General features: G+C 38.9%; 20 protein-coding genes. 11 read left to right on the forward strand and 9 right to left on the reverse strand.

The window, feature by feature from the left end:
- Both PGN18_RS07195 and PGN18_RS07200 read right to left on the reverse strand, forming a co-directional pair.
- Positions 1-653 (reverse strand): glycoside hydrolase family 18 protein (locus tag PGN18_RS07195; RefSeq protein ID WP_335318750.1); only part of this gene is annotated, 653 nt, incomplete at its 3' end.
- Between the two features lie 25 nt (positions 654-678).
- A complete protein-coding gene (locus tag PGN18_RS07200) occupies positions 679-2,007 on the reverse strand; it encodes a D-alanyl-D-alanine carboxypeptidase/D-alanyl-D-alanine-endopeptidase (RefSeq protein WP_335318751.1) in 1,329 nt (442 codons plus the stop codon).
- Between the two features lie 51 nt (positions 2,008-2,058).
- Between PGN18_RS07200 and PGN18_RS07205 the strand changes: the two genes are divergently transcribed.
- The 6 genes from PGN18_RS07205 (at position 2,059) to PGN18_RS07230 (ending at position 9,057) form a co-directional block, all read left to right on the forward strand.
- Positions 2,059-3,306 (forward strand): aspartyl protease family protein, encoded by a 1,248-nt coding sequence (locus PGN18_RS07205; protein WP_335318752.1) that lies wholly within the window; start codon positions 2,059-2,061, stop codon positions 3,304-3,306.
- 91 nt (positions 3,307-3,397) lie between these two features.
- A complete protein-coding gene (locus PGN18_RS07210) occupies positions 3,398-5,914 on the forward strand; it encodes a zinc-dependent metalloprotease (protein ID WP_335318754.1) in 2,517 nt (838 codons plus the stop codon).
- Positions 5,915-6,276: 362 nt separating this feature from the next.
- Positions 6,277-7,146 carry a phosphodiester glycosidase family protein gene (locus tag PGN18_RS07215; protein WP_335318755.1) on the forward strand — a complete coding sequence of 290 codons (870 nt, stop codon included), beginning with the start codon at positions 6,277-6,279 and terminating at the stop codon, positions 7,144-7,146.
- Between the two features lie 76 nt (positions 7,147-7,222).
- Positions 7,223-8,140 (forward strand): hypothetical protein, encoded by a 918-nt coding sequence (locus PGN18_RS07220; RefSeq protein WP_335318756.1) that lies wholly within the window; start codon positions 7,223-7,225, stop codon positions 8,138-8,140.
- A gap of 114 nt (positions 8,141-8,254) precedes the next feature.
- The gene (locus PGN18_RS07225) at positions 8,255-8,446 is read left to right on the forward strand and encodes a cold-shock protein (RefSeq protein ID WP_010599196.1); all 192 of its coding nucleotides are present in this window, start codon (positions 8,255-8,257) and stop codon (positions 8,444-8,446) included.
- 83 nt (positions 8,447-8,529) lie between these two features.
- A complete protein-coding gene (locus PGN18_RS07230; protein WP_335318760.1) occupies positions 8,530-9,057 on the forward strand; it encodes an RBBP9/YdeN family alpha/beta hydrolase in 528 nt (175 codons plus the stop codon).
- A gap of 34 nt (positions 9,058-9,091) precedes the next feature.
- Here PGN18_RS07230 and PGN18_RS07235 read toward each other — a convergent pair whose 3' ends face one another.
- From PGN18_RS07235 to PGN18_RS07250, 4 genes are all read right to left on the reverse strand, one after another.
- A complete protein-coding gene (locus tag PGN18_RS07235) occupies positions 9,092-9,571 on the reverse strand; it encodes a hypothetical protein (protein ID WP_335318761.1) in 480 nt (159 codons plus the stop codon).
- Positions 9,568-10,149 carry an RNA polymerase sigma factor gene (locus PGN18_RS07240; RefSeq protein ID WP_335318762.1) on the reverse strand — a complete coding sequence of 194 codons (582 nt, stop codon included), beginning with the start codon at positions 10,147-10,149 and terminating at the stop codon, positions 9,568-9,570. The genes PGN18_RS07235 and PGN18_RS07240 overlap by 4 nt, the downstream gene beginning before the upstream one ends.
- Positions 10,150-10,585: 436 nt before the next feature.
- Entirely contained in the window at positions 10,586-10,906 is a 321-nt protein-coding gene (locus PGN18_RS07245) for a DMT family transporter (protein WP_335318763.1), read from the reverse strand.
- A 69-nt stretch (positions 10,907-10,975) separates the two neighbouring features.
- Positions 10,976-11,542, reverse strand: coding sequence for a Crp/Fnr family transcriptional regulator (locus PGN18_RS07250; protein WP_335318764.1), 567 nt, complete (start codon positions 11,540-11,542; stop codon positions 10,976-10,978).
- Positions 11,543-11,734: 192 nt separating this feature from the next.
- On the opposite strand from PGN18_RS07250, the gene PGN18_RS07255 reads away from it, so the two are divergent.
- Positions 11,735-12,097 carry a DUF6249 domain-containing protein gene (locus PGN18_RS07255; protein ID WP_335318765.1) on the forward strand — a complete coding sequence of 121 codons (363 nt, stop codon included), beginning with the start codon at positions 11,735-11,737 and terminating at the stop codon, positions 12,095-12,097.
- 13 nt (positions 12,098-12,110) lie between these two features.
- The gene (locus PGN18_RS07260) at positions 12,111-13,208 is read left to right on the forward strand and encodes a serine hydrolase domain-containing protein (protein ID WP_335318766.1); all 1,098 of its coding nucleotides are present in this window, start codon (positions 12,111-12,113) and stop codon (positions 13,206-13,208) included.
- Positions 13,209-13,252: 44 nt separating this feature from the next.
- On the opposite strand, the gene PGN18_RS07265 is transcribed toward PGN18_RS07260, so the two are convergent.
- The 3 genes from PGN18_RS07265 to PGN18_RS07275 are packed head-to-tail and all read right to left on the reverse strand — an operon-like array spanning position 13,253 to position 15,363.
- Positions 13,253-13,675, reverse strand: coding sequence for a hotdog fold thioesterase (locus PGN18_RS07265; RefSeq protein WP_335318767.1), 423 nt, complete (start codon positions 13,673-13,675; stop codon positions 13,253-13,255).
- A complete protein-coding gene (locus PGN18_RS07270) occupies positions 13,665-14,174 on the reverse strand; it encodes a DinB family protein (protein ID WP_335318768.1) in 510 nt (169 codons plus the stop codon). Before PGN18_RS07270 ends, PGN18_RS07265 begins: the two co-directional genes overlap by 11 nt.
- On the reverse strand, positions 14,155-15,363 hold the full coding sequence (locus PGN18_RS07275; protein ID WP_335318769.1) for a sensor histidine kinase: 1,209 nt from the start codon (positions 15,361-15,363) through the stop codon (positions 14,155-14,157). The genes PGN18_RS07270 and PGN18_RS07275 overlap by 20 nt, the downstream gene beginning before the upstream one ends.
- A 223-nt stretch (positions 15,364-15,586) precedes the next feature.
- On the opposite strand from PGN18_RS07275, the gene gltX reads away from it, so the two are divergent.
- The 3 genes from gltX (at position 15,587) to PGN18_RS07290 (ending at position 19,401) form a co-directional block, all read left to right on the forward strand.
- Entirely contained in the window at positions 15,587-17,095 is a 1,509-nt protein-coding gene (gene gltX, locus PGN18_RS07280) for a glutamate--tRNA ligase (protein ID WP_335318771.1), read from the forward strand.
- A gap of 226 nt (positions 17,096-17,321) precedes the next feature.
- Complete coding sequence (ypfJ, locus tag PGN18_RS07285; RefSeq protein WP_335318772.1) at positions 17,322-18,164, forward strand: KPN_02809 family neutral zinc metallopeptidase; 843 nt, start codon at positions 17,322-17,324, stop codon at positions 18,162-18,164.
- A 103-nt stretch (positions 18,165-18,267) separates the two neighbouring features.
- Positions 18,268-19,401 carry a sensor histidine kinase gene (locus PGN18_RS07290; protein WP_335318774.1) on the forward strand — a complete coding sequence of 378 codons (1,134 nt, stop codon included), beginning with the start codon at positions 18,268-18,270 and terminating at the stop codon, positions 19,399-19,401.
- Positions 19,402-19,411: the final 10 nt, after the last annotated feature.

Below are 19,411 nucleotides of genomic sequence, written 5' to 3' on the forward strand. Positions count from 1 at the left end.
CCAATCCCATCATAAACCATTATATTAAAGAAATCTACAGCAGGGAAAACTTCAGATTTTAATCCGTCACGAATACTGCCGGCATATACGCCCGGGGTTATGGCTGCACTTAAAAATTTATGGTATTTATGTAGTGAATCTGAAAGTTCCTTCATTAGCAGTACATAATTATCTGCCGATCCATCGCTGGTGCTGGGATATTCCCAATCCATATCTATGCCGTCCAAATTATTTGTTTTGGCAAAAGTAAGCACATTTTTTACAAACAGATTTCTGGCAGGTGCAGATGCAGCCATGGTGACAAAAATACTTTTTGTACCTGATATTGAAATGCCTGTTTTTACGCCATTTGCCTTTGCTTTCTGGATTACGGTTGTAAATCTGCCGGGTTGTGCTAATTCCACTAAACTTCCGTCTGTGTTAGGGTTCAGGAACGCATAAAACAGGTGCGTAATCATTTTAAATTTCGAGTCTGCAACACCGGCAGGATCCCGGTAACTCGGGAAATAACTGACAATCTTAAAGCTATTGTCTGACACGTACGGTGTAGCAGGAATAGTGCTTTCAGGAGGAGCTGTTACGGAATCATTCTTTTTGCAGGATGATATGATAAGCAATGTAGAAATGCCGATTAACAGGTAGATTTTTTTCATAGGTTAGTGTTTAATATTGCATATGCTAAAAATGATTGTGTATGTAAGTCATGATCCTCACCATTTCTGCACGTACTTCTGAGGTTGGATTTACAAAGTTGTTGTTCATGAAAGAAAAAATATATGTTTTGCCTTTTTTGGTGAGTACGTAGCCACTTTGATTATGAACACCCCCGAGCGAACCCGTTTTACCAAAAACAAAAGGCTCATTGGTTTTGGGATAAGCATTCTTTAAAGTACCGCTTTTGCCTCCTGCAGGAAATAATTCAAAAAGCTTTTCCGGATTGTTTACCAGCCTGTAAATAGAATCAAGTAGATAGACATTATCACGTGGTGTAAATAAATTCTGTCGGGAAAGCCCGGATCCATCAACCCATTTTACTTTATCAGGCAGAAAAGAAAGGTAATTTTTTGTAATGTAATCAATGGCCCTGGTGGTGCTTAATGTATCGCCAATCTGATTAGCGCAAACCAATAACAAATGTTCTGCAATAAAATTATCGCTGGGTAACATCATGTGCTTTAGAACCGAATCGCGCTTTGCGCCAGGTAAGGTTTTAGCATCCTTCGGTATTTTTAGCTTTACAATGCCAACGGGTTTGTGTAAAGTATCTGCCAGTATCTCAACAGTAACCTGTGCGCTGGTTTTATATGGGTTTTGCTGATTATAACCTGGCTTTACATCAACTGCCGGATAATGAAAGCGGTTAGTTAAAAAATCTCTTTTTATCTGGAAATTGCCTGTTTTCTGGGTCGAATCTATTTCAAAACAGGGGGCAAAAACCTTTGGCTCAATATTAATTTTATTGGGTGAGGCATAGGTAGAGGTAACCATGTTATCCATAATGGGCATTTCGGTAATTTCTGGCTGGTAATAATAATCGTAATCATCCCAGGCCCAGCCATCGCCAAAGAAATTGCCGGAATATCGACCAGGAGAAAAGAATAGTTTTTTATTTGAGGCCAGGAGAAAATTGTATGCCGATTTGTCTTTTACTGCAAACTGCAAAAAAGCAGGATCTCCCGTTCCCCAAAAAATCAATGAATCATTCCGCTCGGTATATTTCAAAGCAGGCATTAAATCGGGCAGCATTTTTAGGCTCGCAAAAAACGTATACAATTTAGTGTTAGATGCCGGGGTAAAATATTGATCTGCATCTTTCTGAAAAATCATTTTTTTATCTATTGGGTTATAAAGCGCAAAGCCAACCTGGTATTGTTTAATCACCTCGGAATTTTTAAATGCTCTGGCTACTTTTTTTGAAACGATTTTATTCGTGGAACAGCCTGCTAACAAGCTAAGGGACAGAACAAATGTGAAAAAAATAAAATTATGATTTTTTAAAGGGAACATATGCTAAATTTAGGAAACATAAAGATTAACTAATTTATTGAATTTAGTTTAATGTTGGCCAAATATAAACCCGGTGTAATAATCTGTTTACGTAAACTAAGCATTTACCTGGGGCTCGTATTGCTCACTTTTCCTGGGTTTGCACAAGAATTCCTCTTTAAAAGAAACCGCCAAAAACAGTCAATTCCTTTTAAGTGTATTAAAAATCTGATGGTTATTCCGGTATATGTAAATGGAAGAGGCCCATATGATTTTGTGCTTGATACCGGTGTTGGCCCTATGATTATTACGGACCCATCTATTATAGATTCTTTAAATTTTGGTAAGCTCCGTAAGATTAAAGTTTCTGGTATGGGAATTGAAAGCGTGGATGCTTATGTTTCTCAAAGTCTTGATGTTAAAGTAGGCAGTGCCAGCATTAAGTATATACCAACTGCTATCTTAAAAGAAGACTTGTTTAACCTGTCAGGACATTTAGGCCTGAAAATATACGGCCTGTTAGGTTTCAGCTTTTTTAACAGCTTTATTGTTGATATCAGGTACAGTGAAAACAGGCTGATTATTTATGATAGAGGTGCCAGGATTAAATACCGCGGAAAAAAGATACCTATCGAAATTGAAAACCAGAAGCCTTACATCTTAGCCGAAATTGATGCGCCCAATGGAAAAACAGTTGAAGCCAGGTTTTTAATGGATACCGGGGCCAGCCATGCCTTATCACTAGAAATGCTAAATGCAGCAGAATTCCCTTTGCCTGAAAAAAAAATCAAGGCTAATTTAGGAATAAGTTTAAGTGGGCAGATTAAGGGATATGTTGGTCGTGTAGCAAGGTTTAATATTGGGAGTTATGTTTTTAAGGACGTTGTTGCAGGATTCCCTGATTTTAAGAACATTGCAGGTAAAATTGATCTATCAAAAAGAAATGGCAATTTAGGCGCCGATTTACTCCGGAAATTTAACATTCAGTTGAACTATCAGAATGGATTTATTTATGTTAAACCTAATGGATTCAGGAAAACCCCTTTCGAACATGATATGGTGGGTATGGTGTTATATCTTGATCAGAAAACATATAAAAGGGTATTGATTGGAGAAATAGAGGAGAATAGTCCGGCAGAAAGGGCTGGTTTACAGCCTAACGATGAAATTATCGGGGTAAACTTTAAAGGCATTAATGCCTATTCGTTAAACGACCTTACCGAAATATTTAAATCGAAAGTAGACAGGACTATTATTCTCGAAATCTTTAGAGATAATCAGGTCTATTTTAAAGTTGTTAAACTCGAAAAAAGGGTCTAAAGAGCGTAATTTTCCAGTTACAAACCATTTGTCATGTAACAAGGCTTTAACTTTAACCTCTTATTGCCAAGCAAACTAACTTTATATACACATGAATAAAAACCTTAAGGTATTTGCACTTGCAGGTATCGTAGCACTTGGTGTAGCCGGAACAAGTTCGGTATATGCCCAGAAAAAATCTAAAACAAGCAAAGGAAGTACTCCAACAACGCCAACTGCAGCTCCGGCGGCAGCACAAAAAAAAGAAGGCATTAAACCATTTGCCGAAGTCATTACTGCAAAGGCGAGAACAACAAATGGTTTATTTAAAACACATAAAGTAGACGATAAATGGTATTTTGAGATACCAGATTCGGTGATCAATCGTGAAATGCTTGTGGTTACCCGTTTGGCAAAAGCACCTGCAGGTGTAAAAGTAGGTAATCAGCAATATGGTGGTGAAGAATTAAACGAGCAGGTATGGAAATGGGAGCGTAGAGGTAAACAGGTTTACATTCGCGTGCCAAGCTATTCAACCAAAGCCGATCAGAACAGTGATATGTACGAATCAGTGCAAAATTCAAATCTTGCGCAGATTTTGGCCAGTTTTGAAATTAAAGCTTATAATAAAGATACTACAGGTGTTGTGATCGATGTTACTGACTTTTATAACGGTGATATTATGGCCATTGGCGCTACCGATCAAATCCGTAAAGCATATAAGGTAATGGCATACGATGGTTCAAGGTCTTACATTGATACGATAAAAACCTTTCCGATCAATGTGGAAGTAAAAACAGCTAAAACTTATCGTGCAGCAGAATCTCCAACTGATAGCAGTAATGGAGCCGTTACTTTCGAGTTTAATACGTCAATGTTATTATTGCCAAAAACACCTGTAAAAGCCAGGATAATGGACAGTAGGGTTGGTTTTTTTGGTCAATCTCAAATCGATTATGGAAGCAACGCGCAAAAAGCAGAGCGTACAGCCTACATTCACCGCTGGAATTTGGTTCCAAAAGATACAAATGCTTATAAACGTGGCGAATTGGTTGAACCGGTAAAACCTATTGTCATTTATATCGATCCTGCAACGCCTAAAAAATGGGTACCGTTTTTAATTCAGGGAATTAACGATTGGCAAGTAGCATTCGAAGCTGCCGGTTTCAAAAACGCCATTATTGGTAAAGAAGCACCAACACCACAACAAGACCCTCAGTTTAGTGTAGAAGACTCTAGATATTCAGTAGTCCGCTATTTTGCATCAGATATTGCAAATGCTTACGGCCCGCACATTAGTGATCCCCGAACCGGACAAATTTTAGAAACGCATATTGGTTGGTACCATAACGTAATGAATCTGTTGCGTAACTGGTATTTCGTACAGACAGCAGCCATTAATCCTGATGTGCGTAAAGCACAATTTACCGATGCACAGATGGGCGAGCTGATCCGTTTTGTATCATCACACGAAATTGGCCATACCTTAGGTTTGCCACATAACTTTGGCTCAAGTTATGCTTACCCGGTTGATTCCTTACGTTCAAAAAAGTTTACAGATAAACATGGTACGGCCCCCTCAATTATGGATTACGCACGTTTTAACTATATCGCTCAACCGGGTGATGGCGTAACCAAACTTCACCCGCAAATTGGAGAATACGATAAATGGGCAGTGAAATGGGGCTATTCATGGATCCCAGGAAATAAAACTGCAGAGCAGGAAAAGGAGATTTTAGACCAATGGACATTAAAAAATGCCGGCAATCCGTTATATTTCTACGGCCGTCAGGGAACCTCATTAGATCCGCGTTTGCAAAGCGAAGATTTGGGCGACAATGCCATGAAAGCCAGTACTTACGGTATTGCCAATTTAAAACGCATCCTTCCAAACGTAGAGAAATGGACCTATCAGAAAGGAAAAGATTACAGCGATTTAAAGGAAATTTATACAGAAATTGTTGGCCAGTTTAACCGTTACATGGGTCATGTGGCAACCAATGTTGGTGGCTTAAGCGAGAACTTTAAAACTTACGATCAAAAAGGACCCGTTTATGCTTATTTGCCTAAGGCAAAACAAAGAGAAGCCGTTACTTTTTTCAATCAGCAATTATTCAGCTCACCACTTTGGTTAATCAGCAATGATCAATTAAGTAAATTTGATAATGGTGTATTGCTAAACCGTATTAAAGGTGTTCAAACAAATACTTTAGGTAATTTGCTATCAGCATCCCGTATTGCGCGTTTGTTGGATAATGAGACTAAAAATGGCACAGCAAAAGCATATACCTTACCTGAATTATTTACCGACTTACGTTCTTCAGTTTTTGTTGCAGGAAGGGCAGATGCCTTTAAGCGTAATTTACAACGTGCCTATGTAGATCGTTTACAGGATTTAATGACTAAAGAAAATGAACTTCCGGTTGGTTTCCCGGTAGATTATGCTGCAAGTTATGGTTTAACCCCAATCAATGTTGGTTTATCTGATATCAGGCCATTGGTTAGGGCAGAGTTAAAAACCCTGTTGGCGACAACAAAAGCCAGGGCAGCTGCTGGTGACGCTATTACTAAAGCACATTACGAAGATTTAAATATCAGAATTAAAGATATTTTAGATCCGAAAAAGTAAATAGTGATTAAATTATAAAAGAATAAAAATGAAAGAATGATCAACAGCAATTGTGCATTCACTCATTCGAAATTCAAAAAGGCGGAGTAAATCATTAAATTGATTGCTCCGCTTTTTATTTACAACCTCGCGATTCGTCCTCTCGACTGAAACGCAGTGGAATGCCCGCCTGTGCAGACAGGCCTGCCCATACAGACGGGTAGAGATCTATCCTGATAGATTTAGCTTCCCTGAGCCTTCGGGTTCTCGACCCCGTTTCACTCCTTTCGAAATGACGGCGCTATTAAATCGCTCTTTGTATAATTCTTGATGCTTTAACATAAACCACCTATGAGTTTTTAATTTTATACCAAAACAAGATTATGCTTAAAAAAATATTCTTTGTACTTGCATTATTTGTCTCCGGTTTCTCAGCCTTTGGCCAAAATCCCGATTCCATCACCCTGGTAAAAGCTAAATGGCATAAAAAACGCATTGCCCGGCAGGTGATTTTATTAAGGCATCATTTTGATCAGAAAAATCTTTTTTCGGCAAACCAAAATATTTCGTTTTTAGAAATAAAAAATACTGGTCGTAAGGTACTTTTTGCTATCGGAGCAGAAGAAAAAGAATTGCTTACCACCAGTAATTTTGGATTACGGGATACGGCAATTGCAGCAATAAATGGTAATTTTTTTGATGTAAAAAACGGAGGTGCAGTAGATTTTGTTCGGGTTAACGGAAAAACCATCAATACAAACCGCCTGGATAAAAACGGGAACAGGGCCCGGCATCAGGAGGCAGCAGTTGTAATTGAAAACGGAAAGATTTCGATCAAAAAATGGGATGGTGCAACGGATTGGGAAACGAAACTCACCGCTCAGAATGTACTGTTAAACGGACCTTTATTGACTATAAATCACATTGACGAAATCTTAGATACGACCAGTTTTAACCGTTTGCGACATCCACGTACCTGCCTTGGTATAAAGCCAAATGGTAGGGTGATTTTACTGACCGTTGATGGAAGAAATGAAAATGCTGCCGGAATGAGCTTGTTCGAATTAACAAAATTGATGCGCTGGTTAGGTTGTGTCAGTGCCATAAATTTTGATGGCGGGGGTTCTACCACATTGTGGGTAAGTGGAATGCCCGATCATGGCGTGATCAACTATCCAAGTGATAATAAAAAATGGGACCACGAAGGACAACGTAAGGTTGCCAATGTTATATTAGTTAAAAAAACAAGTTAATAAATAAAGACAAGTCCATAAGAACGATATTTGCCTGTGGTTAAAAAAACTTATTTTAGCCCCATATTTTATTGAAATGATCAAAAATACCATATACCTTCTCTTTTTAGTATTGATGCTTTCTGCCTGTAATTATGGTGCGAAAACCAGCAATCCAACGTTAAGGGATTTTACCTTTGAACCTGTAAAGGGCATCCGTTATGTGGAAGTGAAGCGGCGGTTTAAAGATGGATATTCTTTTAATCGGGAAGGTTTTATGCAGAAGCCATCATGGATTATCGAAGTGGTAAAAGAAGACACTATGGCGGCATGGAGCCCGCAGAAAAACAGGATGCAGAATTTTTACCTGCAATACGACCATGCCAATGTATATAATTTCGCAGCAGAGTTTTTTAAAGTGAAACACATCAGTAAAGACAGTTTGGTTTTTCAAAGAATTCAGGTTGATGGAAAGGTGATTGCCTCGGATGTCCGTTCGGATGTAAACATGACTTTTTACGCACAGGATTATATAAAAAACAAGCTAAAAGCGAAAGCTGAAGAATTGCAAAAACCAACCAAAGCCGACACTGCTTTTATCGAGAAACGTTCTGCTCAAGTTAACGCCAATAGCGATAGCGCTTTTGCTGCTACAAGCCCGGTTCAGTTTATTCCTAAAAGTAAAATCGTTAGAGTCGAAAAAATCAGTACGGTAGACCGGACGAATAATAGGACCGAGGCTTACGATTACATGTTTCCACAGTATATTATCCGGATAGATCGGGCTTATAAGGATTTTGCTTACCAGGTTTCAGCTATTGTTGATTTTCAGGGAGGCATACATGTGAAAACGGTTTATAATGTACTTCCTGAAAACGCTGAAGCCAAAAAAAAGGTAGCTCAGGGAATAGCCGATATCTATGTTAGAAACCTTTTTGATGTGGCCCCGGGAACAACATTGGAGATACCACATAATAGTGAAATTACGTTGACAATGATTGGGAAAGCAAAATAAAAAGCCCTAATAATCTGTTGTTTACAAAAATTTAATGTTAAAAAATGTTAACTTTTTATTTTGATTTTGAAAATTAAAACTTACCTTGCATACTTAATTTTAATATTTAATACAATGCAAGAAGGCACAGTAAAATTCTTCAATGTAACTAAAGGTTTTGGCTTTATCATCCCTGCGAATGGCGATAGCGAAATTTTTGTTCATTCAACAGGTCTTATCGACGAAATCCGTGAAAACGACAAAGTACAATACGAAGTTGCTAACGGTAAAAAAGGCTTAAATGCCGTTAATGTGAAAGTAATTTAAGTTATTTATCATATTCACACATGAGGCTGCTTTCTTGCGATGGCGGCCTTTTTTATTTTCTAATTGGATTCATATTGCCACTTATGAGTTATTACTTTATTATTCCTGGTTTGGGTAATTCAGGCCCCGATCATTGGCAAACACATTTTGAAAAATCTGGAGATCATTTTATCCGTATCAATCAACTGGAATGGGATCAGCCAACCAGTAAGGATTGGATTGAAACGATTGACCAGAGCCTTAATGGTTATGATTTGGCAGATGTAATTCTAATTGGCCATAGTTTAGGCTGTACCGCTATTGCAAATTGGGCAAAAGAATACCAAAAGAAGATAAAAGGTGCATTGTTAGTTGCCCCCAGCGATTTGGAGGCTCCGCGTTATACTTTCGATACGGTTGGCTTTGAGCATGTACCTTTAGATAAAATTAATTTTAAAACTATCGTTGTGGCCAGTTCAAATGATGAATGGGTAACATTGGAAAGGGCCAGGTTTTTTGCCGAAAATTGGGAAAGTGAATTCATTAATATCGGTAATGCCGGGCATATTAATGCAGCCTCGGGATTTGGAGAGTGGCCGATGGGATTGGAAATTTTGAAAAAACTTGGTTGATAAATCTAAATAACGATATAGCGGCGAATTGATGCTATTTATATATCCTCTTCCTTAAAAACTGATCAAGAAATACCAGTCCAATCACCAGGTCAAAAAATAAGAAACTATATAGAACAGTAGGCGTGATATATTGATCTAATTTAAAGTTCAGGTTGGTATTAAGTTCCAATTTAGGCATAGTCAAGTTTGAGTTATAAAGTACATAACCAAACAACGATAGCAGTGAGAGGATGAAAAAACCACCAATACTGTAGATAATCTTTTTATCCACTTTGGTTTTCATCGCAACCGGTGCAGGCGCTAAAGCGATACTTTCCATAACATTTCTGGTAAAAGACATGGAAGGTTCATCTAGTTCGAGTGCATTAAAAACCGAATTAAGTTTTAATAGCTCCTCGTACTGCGCTTTAATTTCGGCAGTGGACTCAATTTTTTCTTCAATGGCTTTTTTCGAAGACTCATTAAGATTTCCATCAATATAATCCCAAAGCTGTTGTTCTATCGTATTCATAGTAACTCCTTTACTTCATCTTTTAACAAATATTGTAATTTTTCTCTAAGTCGTTGCCTGGCCCTATGCAATTTAACTTTAATAGTGTTCGGCTCCATGTGCAATGTTTCGCCAATCTCTTCCAAACTCTGTTCGCCCTTATAAAACAGCGTGATAATGGCAGCATCATCTGGTAAAAGCTGTGTAATAGCCAGGTTTAGAAAAGCATGGCTGTCTTGCTTCTCGTATCCATCCGCATTAAAATCGGAGGTCTGATTTTCGAGTTGTAGAACGGTACTTTCATCATCTATAGAAGAGGTGTCTAAACGTTTTCTCCTTAAAAACGTCATGGCCGTAGTGTAAGTAATTGTATATAGCCAGGTGCTAAACTTAGCTGTTTGCTTAAACGTTCCTAAAGCTTTGTATGCTTTTACAAAGCAATCCTGTGCAATTTCTTCGGCATCTTCCCTGTTTTTCGAAAACCTTAAAGCAAGTGTAAATACAAATCGCTGATGGCGTTTCACCAATAAAGCATACTGATCGGTTTCACCGTTCAATATTTTTTGGATCAGCGCTAAATCTGTAATGTTTTGCTCCATGTTTAGCTTAAGACTACATCATAGATAAGTAGGTTACACAGGAAACATGATAAAATAGATTTTTTGTCATTCGCGAAGTGCATAAAGGAATGATCAGGTTTTTTGGAAACGAAAGGACCATATTTCATCGGGGTGTGCAGCCCTGCTGTTCGCTGTAGCCCTCATTCTTTGGGGCTGCCGCTGCCATCAGGTTTATGAACAGCGTTTGTGCACACTGCAAACCCTTAAAATGAATACTGTCTTTGGCAATTTTGCTTGGGTACAGCGATGCCCCAAGCTTACAAGCGCAACACGGGAGCCAATTTTGTTGGTTGCAGAGGCATTGGGCGTCAAAAGAAAGAAAACACAGGTGTTTTAAATAGATTGGTGGGGCCGTGGCAAAACTTCCGAAGTTCTGCCGACGCGCCCCTTGGTGAACTTCGGAAGTTGGCGGTTGCTAATGCGAGGCGAAAAACTTTAATCCGGCAATTGATCCAATAAGTGTGCAGATAAAAAATATCCGCCAGAAAGTTGCCGGCTCATTAAAATAGGTGATTCCGATAATCACCGTTCCTACGGCACCTATGCCTGTCCAAACCGCATAGGCTGTTCCCATGGGTAAAGTTTGGCTGGCTTTGTTGAGCAATAAAAAACTTAAAATAATACAGACAAAAAAAGCTGCACTCCATTTTATATTTGAAAAATTGTTCGATAATTTAAGGCAGGTCGTAAAGCCAACCTCAAAAAGGCCGGCAATAATGAGAATTATCCAGTTCATGATCAATGTGTTTCTGCAAATGTACAGCACGTTTAACAGGCAACATTTTACAAATGTTAAAAAATCATTTTACTGATGTGCTGCCCTTATTCTGCTCAACGTAACCTGCGTTACACCCAGATAGGAAGCAATATGTTTTAAGGCTACACGTTTAATCAGTTCTGGAGATTGTGCTGCAAATTCATGATAACGTGCAGCCGCTCCTTTGAACGCCCGATCAATCAATCTCCTTTCAGTAGCAATAAGTTCCAGTTCGGCAATTTTCCGGCCCCAATTGGCTATTTCGATATTTTGCTTGTAAAGCAGAAACAGATTGGTCAGTTTAATCCTGATCAGTGTACTGTTCGTTAACAGTTCGATATTCTCATAACCAGGGCTGTTATTGATATAACTATTGAACGAAAAAAGAACCGCACCACTTTCGCCAAACCAAAAGGTAATCTGCTGGTTTTCACCATCGCTGTAAGCCCGGGCAATGCCACTTTGAAGAATATAAAAATAGGGTTCCACTTTATCTGCATGAATGATTGTGGTTCCTTTTGGATATTGAACGCAAGCCATGTAATGGCTGAGCTCAAGCCACGAATCATCACTTAAGCCACTAAAAAGTAGGGTATCTCTGAGTTGTTCAATCAAAATAGGAAGGTTTATGACAAAAATAGAAATGTTTTTTAGCTTGCTTGTTTAGGTCTTGTTTTTTTATAAAGATTTGCTGGTTGAATATTTTTATACCTATCGTGTAACCTGATTAAAAAGCATGTAGTCATAATACACAGAACACAGTTCAATTTAAGTAATAGCGTATTAACACATTAAAAAATTATCATTATGAGCGGTATATTAGTTCCCATCTCACTTTTTTTAGGCGGATTTGCCATGGTATTTGGAATCCGTTATTTATCAAATAAAGAAAAAATGGCCATGATTGAGCGAGGGATCAATCCAGGGGTAGGTAAATCGGCTCCCAAACCTTATTTAAGTTTAAAGTTTGGTTTGTTGCTTGTAGGTTTAGGCATTGGCTTGCTTGTGGCTCTTACGGTAGTCAGGAATATGTTTGGCGGCGAAATGACAGAAACGGAGACCTCTCAAGCTGTGGCAGTTTATTTTGGCTGCCTGGGCGTTTTTGGCGGCTTAGGTTTGATTATTTCCTTCGTGGTAGAGAAGAAAGCGATTGAGAAAGATAAGTTCTGACCGATTTTTAAGCATGAAACGAAAAAAGACCAGGGGACTGTTCGGCTTTTTATCTGTACTAAGCTCCTTCATATTCTTGCCGGCATTCGTAAATGCCCAAAAACTAAACGGTCAGATTGATCATTTGATCAAAATGGTAATAACCGATCAGCAAGGCCCTGGGGGGGTGTTTATGGTTGCCCAAAAAGGGAAAGTGATTTACCAAAAAGCTTTTGGCAAAGCCAATATAGAGCTCGGGGTAGATCTAACTCCTGAAAATGTTTTCCAGCTGGGCTCTATGACCAAACAGTTTACTGCTGTATCGGTGCTGCTTTTGGAGCAAAAAGGTAAATTAAAAGTAAGCGACTCCATTTCAAAGTACATTCCTGATTACCCAGCTGGTAATAAAATTACCATACACCACTTGCTTACCCATACTTCGGGAATTAAAGATTTCACCAAAATGAAGTCACTTGCCGGTATTGCCCAGAAGGAGATGACGCCTAAAATGATGGTCGATTTTTTTAAAGATGAGCCGGTTGACTTTGCTCCAGGGGAACATTTTGAATATAACAACTCGGGTTATGTCTTGCTAGGTTACCTGATCGAACTCATATCTGGGGAGCGGTATGCAGATTTTATTCAACATAATATTTTTGATCAGCTTGATATGAGTCATTCTTATTACGCTAATGATAGGCAGATCATCAAAAATCGTGCTTATGGATACCAGAAGAAAGAAAATGCTTATGTAAACAAAACGGCAATTAATTTTAGCATACCCTTTGCTTCGGGTTCTTTAATGTCAACTATTGCTGATTTGTTGAAATGGCAACATGCACTGAGGCAAAATAAATTATTAAATACCTCGGAAACCAACAAAGCATTTTCGAAATACAAATTAAACAACGGTACATTATTTAATTATGGTTATGGCTGGCACCTCAAGGAGTTGGAAGGTTTACCGGTAACCGCACACGGTGGCAGTATATTCGGGTTTAAAAGCATGGGCATTTATGTGCCTGGCGAAGACATTTACGTAATTGGGCTCACCAACTGTGATTGCAATTCGCCAACCTTACTTACTGAAAATATAGCCCGCCTGGTGATAAGGCGTTTAATTAGAAAATAAATAGCCAATAACACAAGAGCACTTGGCAAAATTTAGCCGCCTTCTTATTGCGGTTTATTAATAATTGCTACAGTTAAGCGGCTAATGCAGTTCATCTTGCCACGCTCATCGTAAATTTTTATTTCCCAAACGTGGGTTTTGGCGCCGATATGTAGGGGTTTGCAGATGCCTTTAACCAGGCCACTTTTTACTGGCCGCAAATGGTTGGCGTTTACCTCTAAGCCAACAGCAACGTATTTGTCTGGGTTAATGCACATATAAGAGGCAATACTGCCCAGCGTTTCTGCTAAAACCACCGAGGCCCCACCATGTAAAATGCCTGCAGGTTGGTGCGTTCGTTCATCAACAGGCATGGTCCCGGTAATAAAGTCTTCACCAATTTCGGTAAAGCGGATATCGAGCAGCCCGCCTAAATGATTTTTAGGGCGGCTGTTCAGTTCATCCACCGTAAAGTTTTTAAACCACATGGTAACGTTCTTTTAATATAGAAATATGGTGAATAATATGTCCAGCAGCAATAAATAAAATAGATTTCACATTAATTTCCCTGCCCGAGGCAATACCGTTTCTATTCAATTCTTCTTCATTCAAAGATTTAAAAAGATATAAGTTTGCTTTACGTAATGCGATAAATTCTTCGATCAGATCTTCCAGGTCACGTTGGGCAAAACGGGCATTTAATACATAGTCGTTTTCCTCGAAACCTGGTAAGGGTTGCTGATCATTTCGGGCAAAGCAGGTAATGCGGTAAGCAAACACACGTTCAGCATCAATAATATGGCCTAACATTTCTTTCAGTGTCCATTTCCCTTCCGCGTATGCGTAATCAGCTTTATCGGCATTTGCCCTAAACAAAGCAGGGAGACTTTGGGTTTGATCGTTTAAAATCTCGAAAACATCTCCGTTAACTTTACTGATGTAGGTTTCACCCCAAGCTGGGTATTCATTAGGCTGTGGTCGGTTCATATCTTAAACTGCTTTTTAATATTATTCTAAAAGTGGTGCCTTTGCCCAGTTCAGATTCCTTTACAAAGATTTCGCCGCTATGATAATTTTCTACAATCCGTTTGGTAAGCGATAAACCCAAGCCCCAGCCACGTTTACGCGTGGTATATCCAGGTTGAAACACGGCATCGAACTTAGACCTTGGTATACCCTTTCCGGTATCGCTTACATCAATAAACACTTGCTCTTTTGCTAAATTTTCTACAATGTTGATGGAGATCGAGCCCTCGTTTTCAATGGCATTTGCCGCATTTTTTAGTAGATTTTCAATCACCCAATCAAATAATGGAACGTTTAGCATCGCTCTTACCTGTTCATCGCCGGTAATGCTAAATTTAACCTTATCAGATGTACGCACTTTAAAATAACGGATAAAGTCGCTGATTACAATATAAACCGTATGATCTTCCAAAATAGGTTTTGAGCCAATTTTAGAGAAACGGTCGGTAATAATTTCCAATCGCTTAATGTCGTTTTCCATTTCGGCAATCAGCGGATCATCTTCAGCATCAAATTTAGACTTCATCAGTTCTGTCCAGGCCATCAGCGATGATATCGGAGTACCTAATTGGTGTGCTGTTTCTTTAGCTAAACCTACCCAAACATGGTCTTGTTCATCTCTTCTGGCCGAGCTAAATGCTGCATAGGCTGTTAACAGGAAAAGAAAAATAACCCCCATTTGGATGTAAGGGAAATACCTCAATTGCGTTAAAATAAAAGAATCGCGATAGTACGCCTTGAATTTTTTGCCTAAAAAATTCATTTCGTCAGGCTGATGCTGTGCTTTCATTTGTCTTAACTGTCGTACAAAATATAAACTATCATAAGTAAGTTTAGTATCTGCAACAGGATAATTGGTTTTAGTACTGTCTAAGCCAAAAAAAGAAGTAATTGTTCCTGATGAATCGATCAGGATTACCGGGGTTTTCGTGTTTTTTCTTACGGTTTCTACTACGTCGCGGTAATCATCGTTATCATAAAGGAACATGGCCCGTTCCTGGATTTTTACCCAAAGGTGAAATTGGTTTGCCTCTTCGCGTTCCATTTTTTTTACAAAAGAATCGGTGTAAAATACGGAAGCAATGCCAATTAAAATGGCAAAAATGAGGAGGAAAAACTTCCAGCGGCGTTTCTTTTGATAAGGATTCATGCTTTAGCTAGCCAAATTACAATAACAAAACGAAAAAAACATAAAACCATTATGCTTTTTCAAAACCTTCAAGTAATCATATTGAATACTTAATGGCTTCATTGCAGACTAAAACTCAATAAAATGGATGAAAAATATATCTTTGCAAGGTCTTGCGCTTTGCGTATAGCGATCGGCGTTCATAGCGCCATGCGCCCAACGCCAACCACTTAACAATACAACCATGGATAAAAAAGTTAGAGTAAGATTTGCCCCAAGCCCAACCGGAGGTTTGCACTTAGGTGGTGTGCGCACTGCCCTGTTCAATTATTTATTTGCTAAAAAAAATAATGGAACTTTTGTGCTTCGTGTAGAAGATACCGATCAAAACCGCTTTGTAGAAGGCGCTGAACAATATATTGTGAACTGTTTAAATTGGTGTGGCATTACACCAGATGAAAGTCCTGATAACCCAGGAGTTTATGGACCGTACCGCCAGAGCGAACGCAAAGCCAGCTACCGCAAATTTGCCGAACAACTCATTAGTGATGGTTATGCTTATTATGCCTTCGATACGCCGGAAGAATTGGATGCCAAACGTAAAGAAATTCCAAATTTCCAGTATGGGCAGGCTACACGCATGCAAATGCGCAATTCTTTAACCTTTACTGTAAGTGAAGTAGAAGAGTTATTGGCAGCTAAAACACCACATGTTATCCGCATTAAAGTGCCAGGTGATGAAATTGTACATTTTAATGATTTAATCCGTGGTGACGTAAGTTTTGAAACCGCTTTGGTTGATGATAAAGTTTTGTTAAAAGCTGATGGAATGCCAACCTATCACTTAGCCGTTGTGGTTGATGACAAGGCGATGGAAATTAGTCATGCTTTTAGGGGAGAAGAATGGTTGCCTTCCGCACCGGTACATATTTTACTTTGGAAGTATTTGGGTTGGGAAACCGATATGCCGGCATGGGCGCATTTGCCTTTAATCCTAAAGCCAGATGGGCATGGAAAATTGAGCAAACGCGATGGAGATAGGCTAGGTTTCCCTGTTTATGCCATGAACTGGACTGATCCCAAAACCGGCGATGTAACCAAGGGATTTAAAGAAATGGGTTTTATGCCCGAAGCTTTTATTAATATGCTGGCGCTTTTAGGCTGGAATGATGGTACAGATCAGGAATTATTCTCGTTGAAGGAACTGGAAGAAAAATTCTCAATAGAAAGAATTAGTAAAGCAGGTGCCAAATTCGATTTCGAAAAAGCCAAATGGTATAACCATGAATGGATTAAAGCGGAGAGCGCTGAGCGTTTGGTACCAAGCGTAAAAACTGAGCTAGAAAAGGGGGGTATCGAAATTAAAGATGATGCTTTTTTAAACACCGTTATTGATCTGATTAAAGATCGTTGCACTTTATTGCCTGATTTTGTGGCCCAGAGCCGTTACTTTTTTACCTCGCCTGCAGAATACGATGTGAATTCGGTAAAACCGAAATGGACAGCTGAAAAAGCTGATTTTTTCAATAGTTTTGCTGCCGGTTTAGCATTAACTGACGCCGTTTCTGCAGAAGCAGCCTTTAAAGCACTAGCAGAAGAAAGAGGCTTTAAACCAGGCGAATTGATGCTGCCATTCCGGATTATGCTGGTTGGTGGTAAATTTGGTCCAGGTGTTTTTGATATTGCTGTATTGTTGGGCGTTACTGAAACTCAAGCGAGAATAGCTAAAGCAATAGCTGTTTTTAACTCATAATATTGTTTACGTATATTAAAATAAGTCAAGCTTTCAGAAGCTTGACTTATTTTTTTATGAAGATGCCTATAAGCTAATAACCATTTATAGTGTATAGTACACAATCTAGATACCAGGCTTTTTTTATTGCCGCAACCCTTAAGAATAAATCAATAAAAATATTTTCTACATTAGTATAACAATTCGTCCATAATTGAGGTTTACTCATAAAACTAAAAGAGAAATTATGCAATGGTTTGGTAAAGGCAGTAATAATGTAGAAGACGGTAGAAGTGGCGGTGGTGGAAAAACCATCCTTGGCGGTGGCGTAGGTATCATAATTGTGGTACTGGGCTTAATTTTCGGCAAAGATTTAACTGGCCTGGTTGGTCAGATTCCGGCTACCACGGGTACCGAAGAGGTAAAGCAGGGTGTACCAGCAAACGATCCACAGGCACAGTTTGTTGCGGGAGTATTAGAATCAACAGAACAAGTATGGGATAAGGAGTTTCAGGCAATGGGCAGGCAGTATGAATACCCTAAGCTTAGGCTGTTTAGAGATGCCGTGCAAACTGCTTGCGGAAATGCCAGTGCTAACGTTGGCCCTTTTTACTGCCCGGGCGATCATAAGGTATATATCGATTTATCTTTTTACGATGATTTGAAGAACCGTTTTGGTGCAGCAGGAGATTTCGCAAAGGCTTATGTAATTGCACACGAAGTTGGCCATCATGTTCAGAATTTATTGGGAATTTCGGAAAAATTAGACCAGGCTCGCGGTCAGGTTAGCGAAAAAGAATATAACCGCTTATCAGTGAAATTAGAATTGCAGGCCGATTTTTTTGCTGGACTTTGGGCGCATAACGCACAAAACCTAAAGGATTTCAAATTGGAAGAAGGTGATATAGAAGAAGCCTTAACAGCTGCCAATGCCATTGGTGATGATAAATTGCAGAAACAGGCTACCGGCGAAGTGAAACCTGATTCTTTTACCCATGGCACCTCTGCACAACGGATGTATTGGTTTAAAAAAGGTTTCGAAACGGGAGACATAAAGCAGGGGGATACCTTTAATTCAAATAATTTGTAAAAAATCAAAACTTTTTTAAAACCTGGTTGTTTGTTTACAGTTAATGAGATTTTAGCTCTAAACCAAACATAATTATCCCGGCTTCTTATTTGTTTTAATCAAAATGATCCTTATAGTTGATGACAGGCCAGAAAACCTGATCTCCTTACAGAAAGTACTCCAGGCACACAATTTTGAGGTTGATACCGCATCATCTGGCGAAGAAGCGCTGAAAAAAGTTTTAAAAAACAACTATGTCCTGATTATTCTCGATGTGCAGATGCCGGATATGGACGGCTTCGAGGTAGCAGAAGCCATTTCTGGTTTTAGTAAGGCGAAAGATACAGCCATCATATTTCTATCTGCTGTAAATACGGAATTAAAATTTATCACCAAGGGATACCTTAGCGGTGGATTGGATTACATTACCAAACCAGTAGATATTAATGTCCTGCTTCTTAAAATAAAAACGTTTTACCGCATTTACGAACAGAATAGAAAGCTTAACGAGGTGCAGGAGAAATTGCTTGAAGAAATTGAATTCAGGAAGCAGGCCGAGCATAAAAAAGACGAATTCATCAGCATTGCCAGTCACGAATTAAAAACACCCCTAACTAGTGTAAAAGGTTATCTCCAGCTGCTTCAACGGAGCCTTAACAGGGATGATAAGGCCATTGCTCAAAACCATCTCGAAAAAGCCAGTGTCCAGCTTGAAAAACTGAACGAATTAATTGTCGATCTGCTCGATATCTCGAAAATTGAAAGCGGAAAGATGAAGTTTAATATGAAAACTTTTTGTGCTGATAACATGGTAAACAATGCCATTGAGATGTTGCAGCAATCTAACCCCGATTTTAAAATCACTAAACTGGGCAAAACGCACGAAATGATTTTCGGTGATGAAATGCGTTTAGAACAAGTGGTGATCAACTTTATTACCAATGCCATTAAATATGCTCCCGGTACTAATCAGGTCAATGTAACGGTAAACATTAAAGACGAGAAACTTTATCTGGCGGTAAAAGATTTCGGTATCGGTATTCCAAAAGAACAACAGCACAAAATTTTCGACAAATTTTATCGGGTAGAAGAAAACAGTAACCGGTTTAATGGCCTGGGTATAGGTTTATACATCTGTTCAGAAATCATCAACCGCCATGGTGGAACAATAGGCGTAAACAGTGTGCAAGATGAAGGTTCTGAATTTTATTTTATCATTCCGACAACAGAAGAAGAAATCCTTAAAAATCAAATCTAATCATCCTTAA

The organism is Pedobacter terrae (assembly GCF_036946585.1).
Taxonomy (GTDB): domain Bacteria; phylum Bacteroidota; class Bacteroidia; order Sphingobacteriales; family Sphingobacteriaceae; genus Pedobacter; species Pedobacter terrae_C.

Bases quoted from the DNA above. Each gene is read 5' to 3' on its own strand.
- PGN18_RS07215 (WP_335318755.1), top strand. From the start codon at position 6,277: ATGCTTAAAAAAATATTCTTTGTACTTGCATTATTTGTCTCCGGTTTC.
- PGN18_RS07205 (WP_335318752.1), top strand. From the start codon at position 2,059: ATGTTGGCCAAATATAAACCCGGTGTAATAATCTGTTTACGTAAACTA.
- gltX (WP_335318771.1), top strand. From the start codon at position 15,587: ATGGATAAAAAAGTTAGAGTAAGATTTGCCCCAAGCCCAACCGGAGGT.
- PGN18_RS07210 (WP_335318754.1), top strand. From the start codon at position 3,398: ATGAATAAAAACCTTAAGGTATTTGCACTTGCAGGTATCGTAGCACTT.
- PGN18_RS07260 (WP_335318766.1), top strand. From the start codon at position 12,111: ATGAAACGAAAAAAGACCAGGGGACTGTTCGGCTTTTTATCTGTACTA.
- PGN18_RS07220 (WP_335318756.1), top strand. From the start codon at position 7,223: ATGATCAAAAATACCATATACCTTCTCTTTTTAGTATTGATGCTTTCT.
- PGN18_RS07270 (WP_335318768.1), bottom strand. From the start codon at position 14,174: ATGAACCGACCACAGCCTAATGAATACCCAGCTTGGGGTGAAACCTAC.
- PGN18_RS07245 (WP_335318763.1), bottom strand. From the start codon at position 10,906: ATGAACTGGATAATTCTCATTATTGCCGGCCTTTTTGAGGTTGGCTTT.
- PGN18_RS07225 (WP_010599196.1), top strand. From the start codon at position 8,255: ATGCAAGAAGGCACAGTAAAATTCTTCAATGTAACTAAAGGTTTTGGC.
- PGN18_RS07230 (WP_335318760.1), top strand. From the start codon at position 8,530: ATGAGTTATTACTTTATTATTCCTGGTTTGGGTAATTCAGGCCCCGAT.
- PGN18_RS07275 (WP_335318769.1), bottom strand. From the start codon at position 15,363: ATGAATCCTTATCAAAAGAAACGCCGCTGGAAGTTTTTCCTCCTCATT.
- PGN18_RS07255 (WP_335318765.1), top strand. From the start codon at position 11,735: ATGAGCGGTATATTAGTTCCCATCTCACTTTTTTTAGGCGGATTTGCC.
- PGN18_RS07200 (WP_335318751.1), bottom strand. From the start codon at position 2,007: ATGTTCCCTTTAAAAAATCATAATTTTATTTTTTTCACATTTGTTCTG.
- ypfJ (WP_335318772.1), top strand. From the start codon at position 17,322: ATGCAATGGTTTGGTAAAGGCAGTAATAATGTAGAAGACGGTAGAAGT.
- PGN18_RS07240 (WP_335318762.1), bottom strand. From the start codon at position 10,149: ATGGAGCAAAACATTACAGATTTAGCGCTGATCCAAAAAATATTGAAC.
- PGN18_RS07235 (WP_335318761.1), bottom strand. From the start codon at position 9,571: ATGAATACGATAGAACAACAGCTTTGGGATTATATTGATGGAAATCTT.
- PGN18_RS07290 (WP_335318774.1), top strand. From the start codon at position 18,268: ATGATCCTTATAGTTGATGACAGGCCAGAAAACCTGATCTCCTTACAG.
- PGN18_RS07265 (WP_335318767.1), bottom strand. From the start codon at position 13,675: ATGTGGTTTAAAAACTTTACGGTGGATGAACTGAACAGCCGCCCTAAA.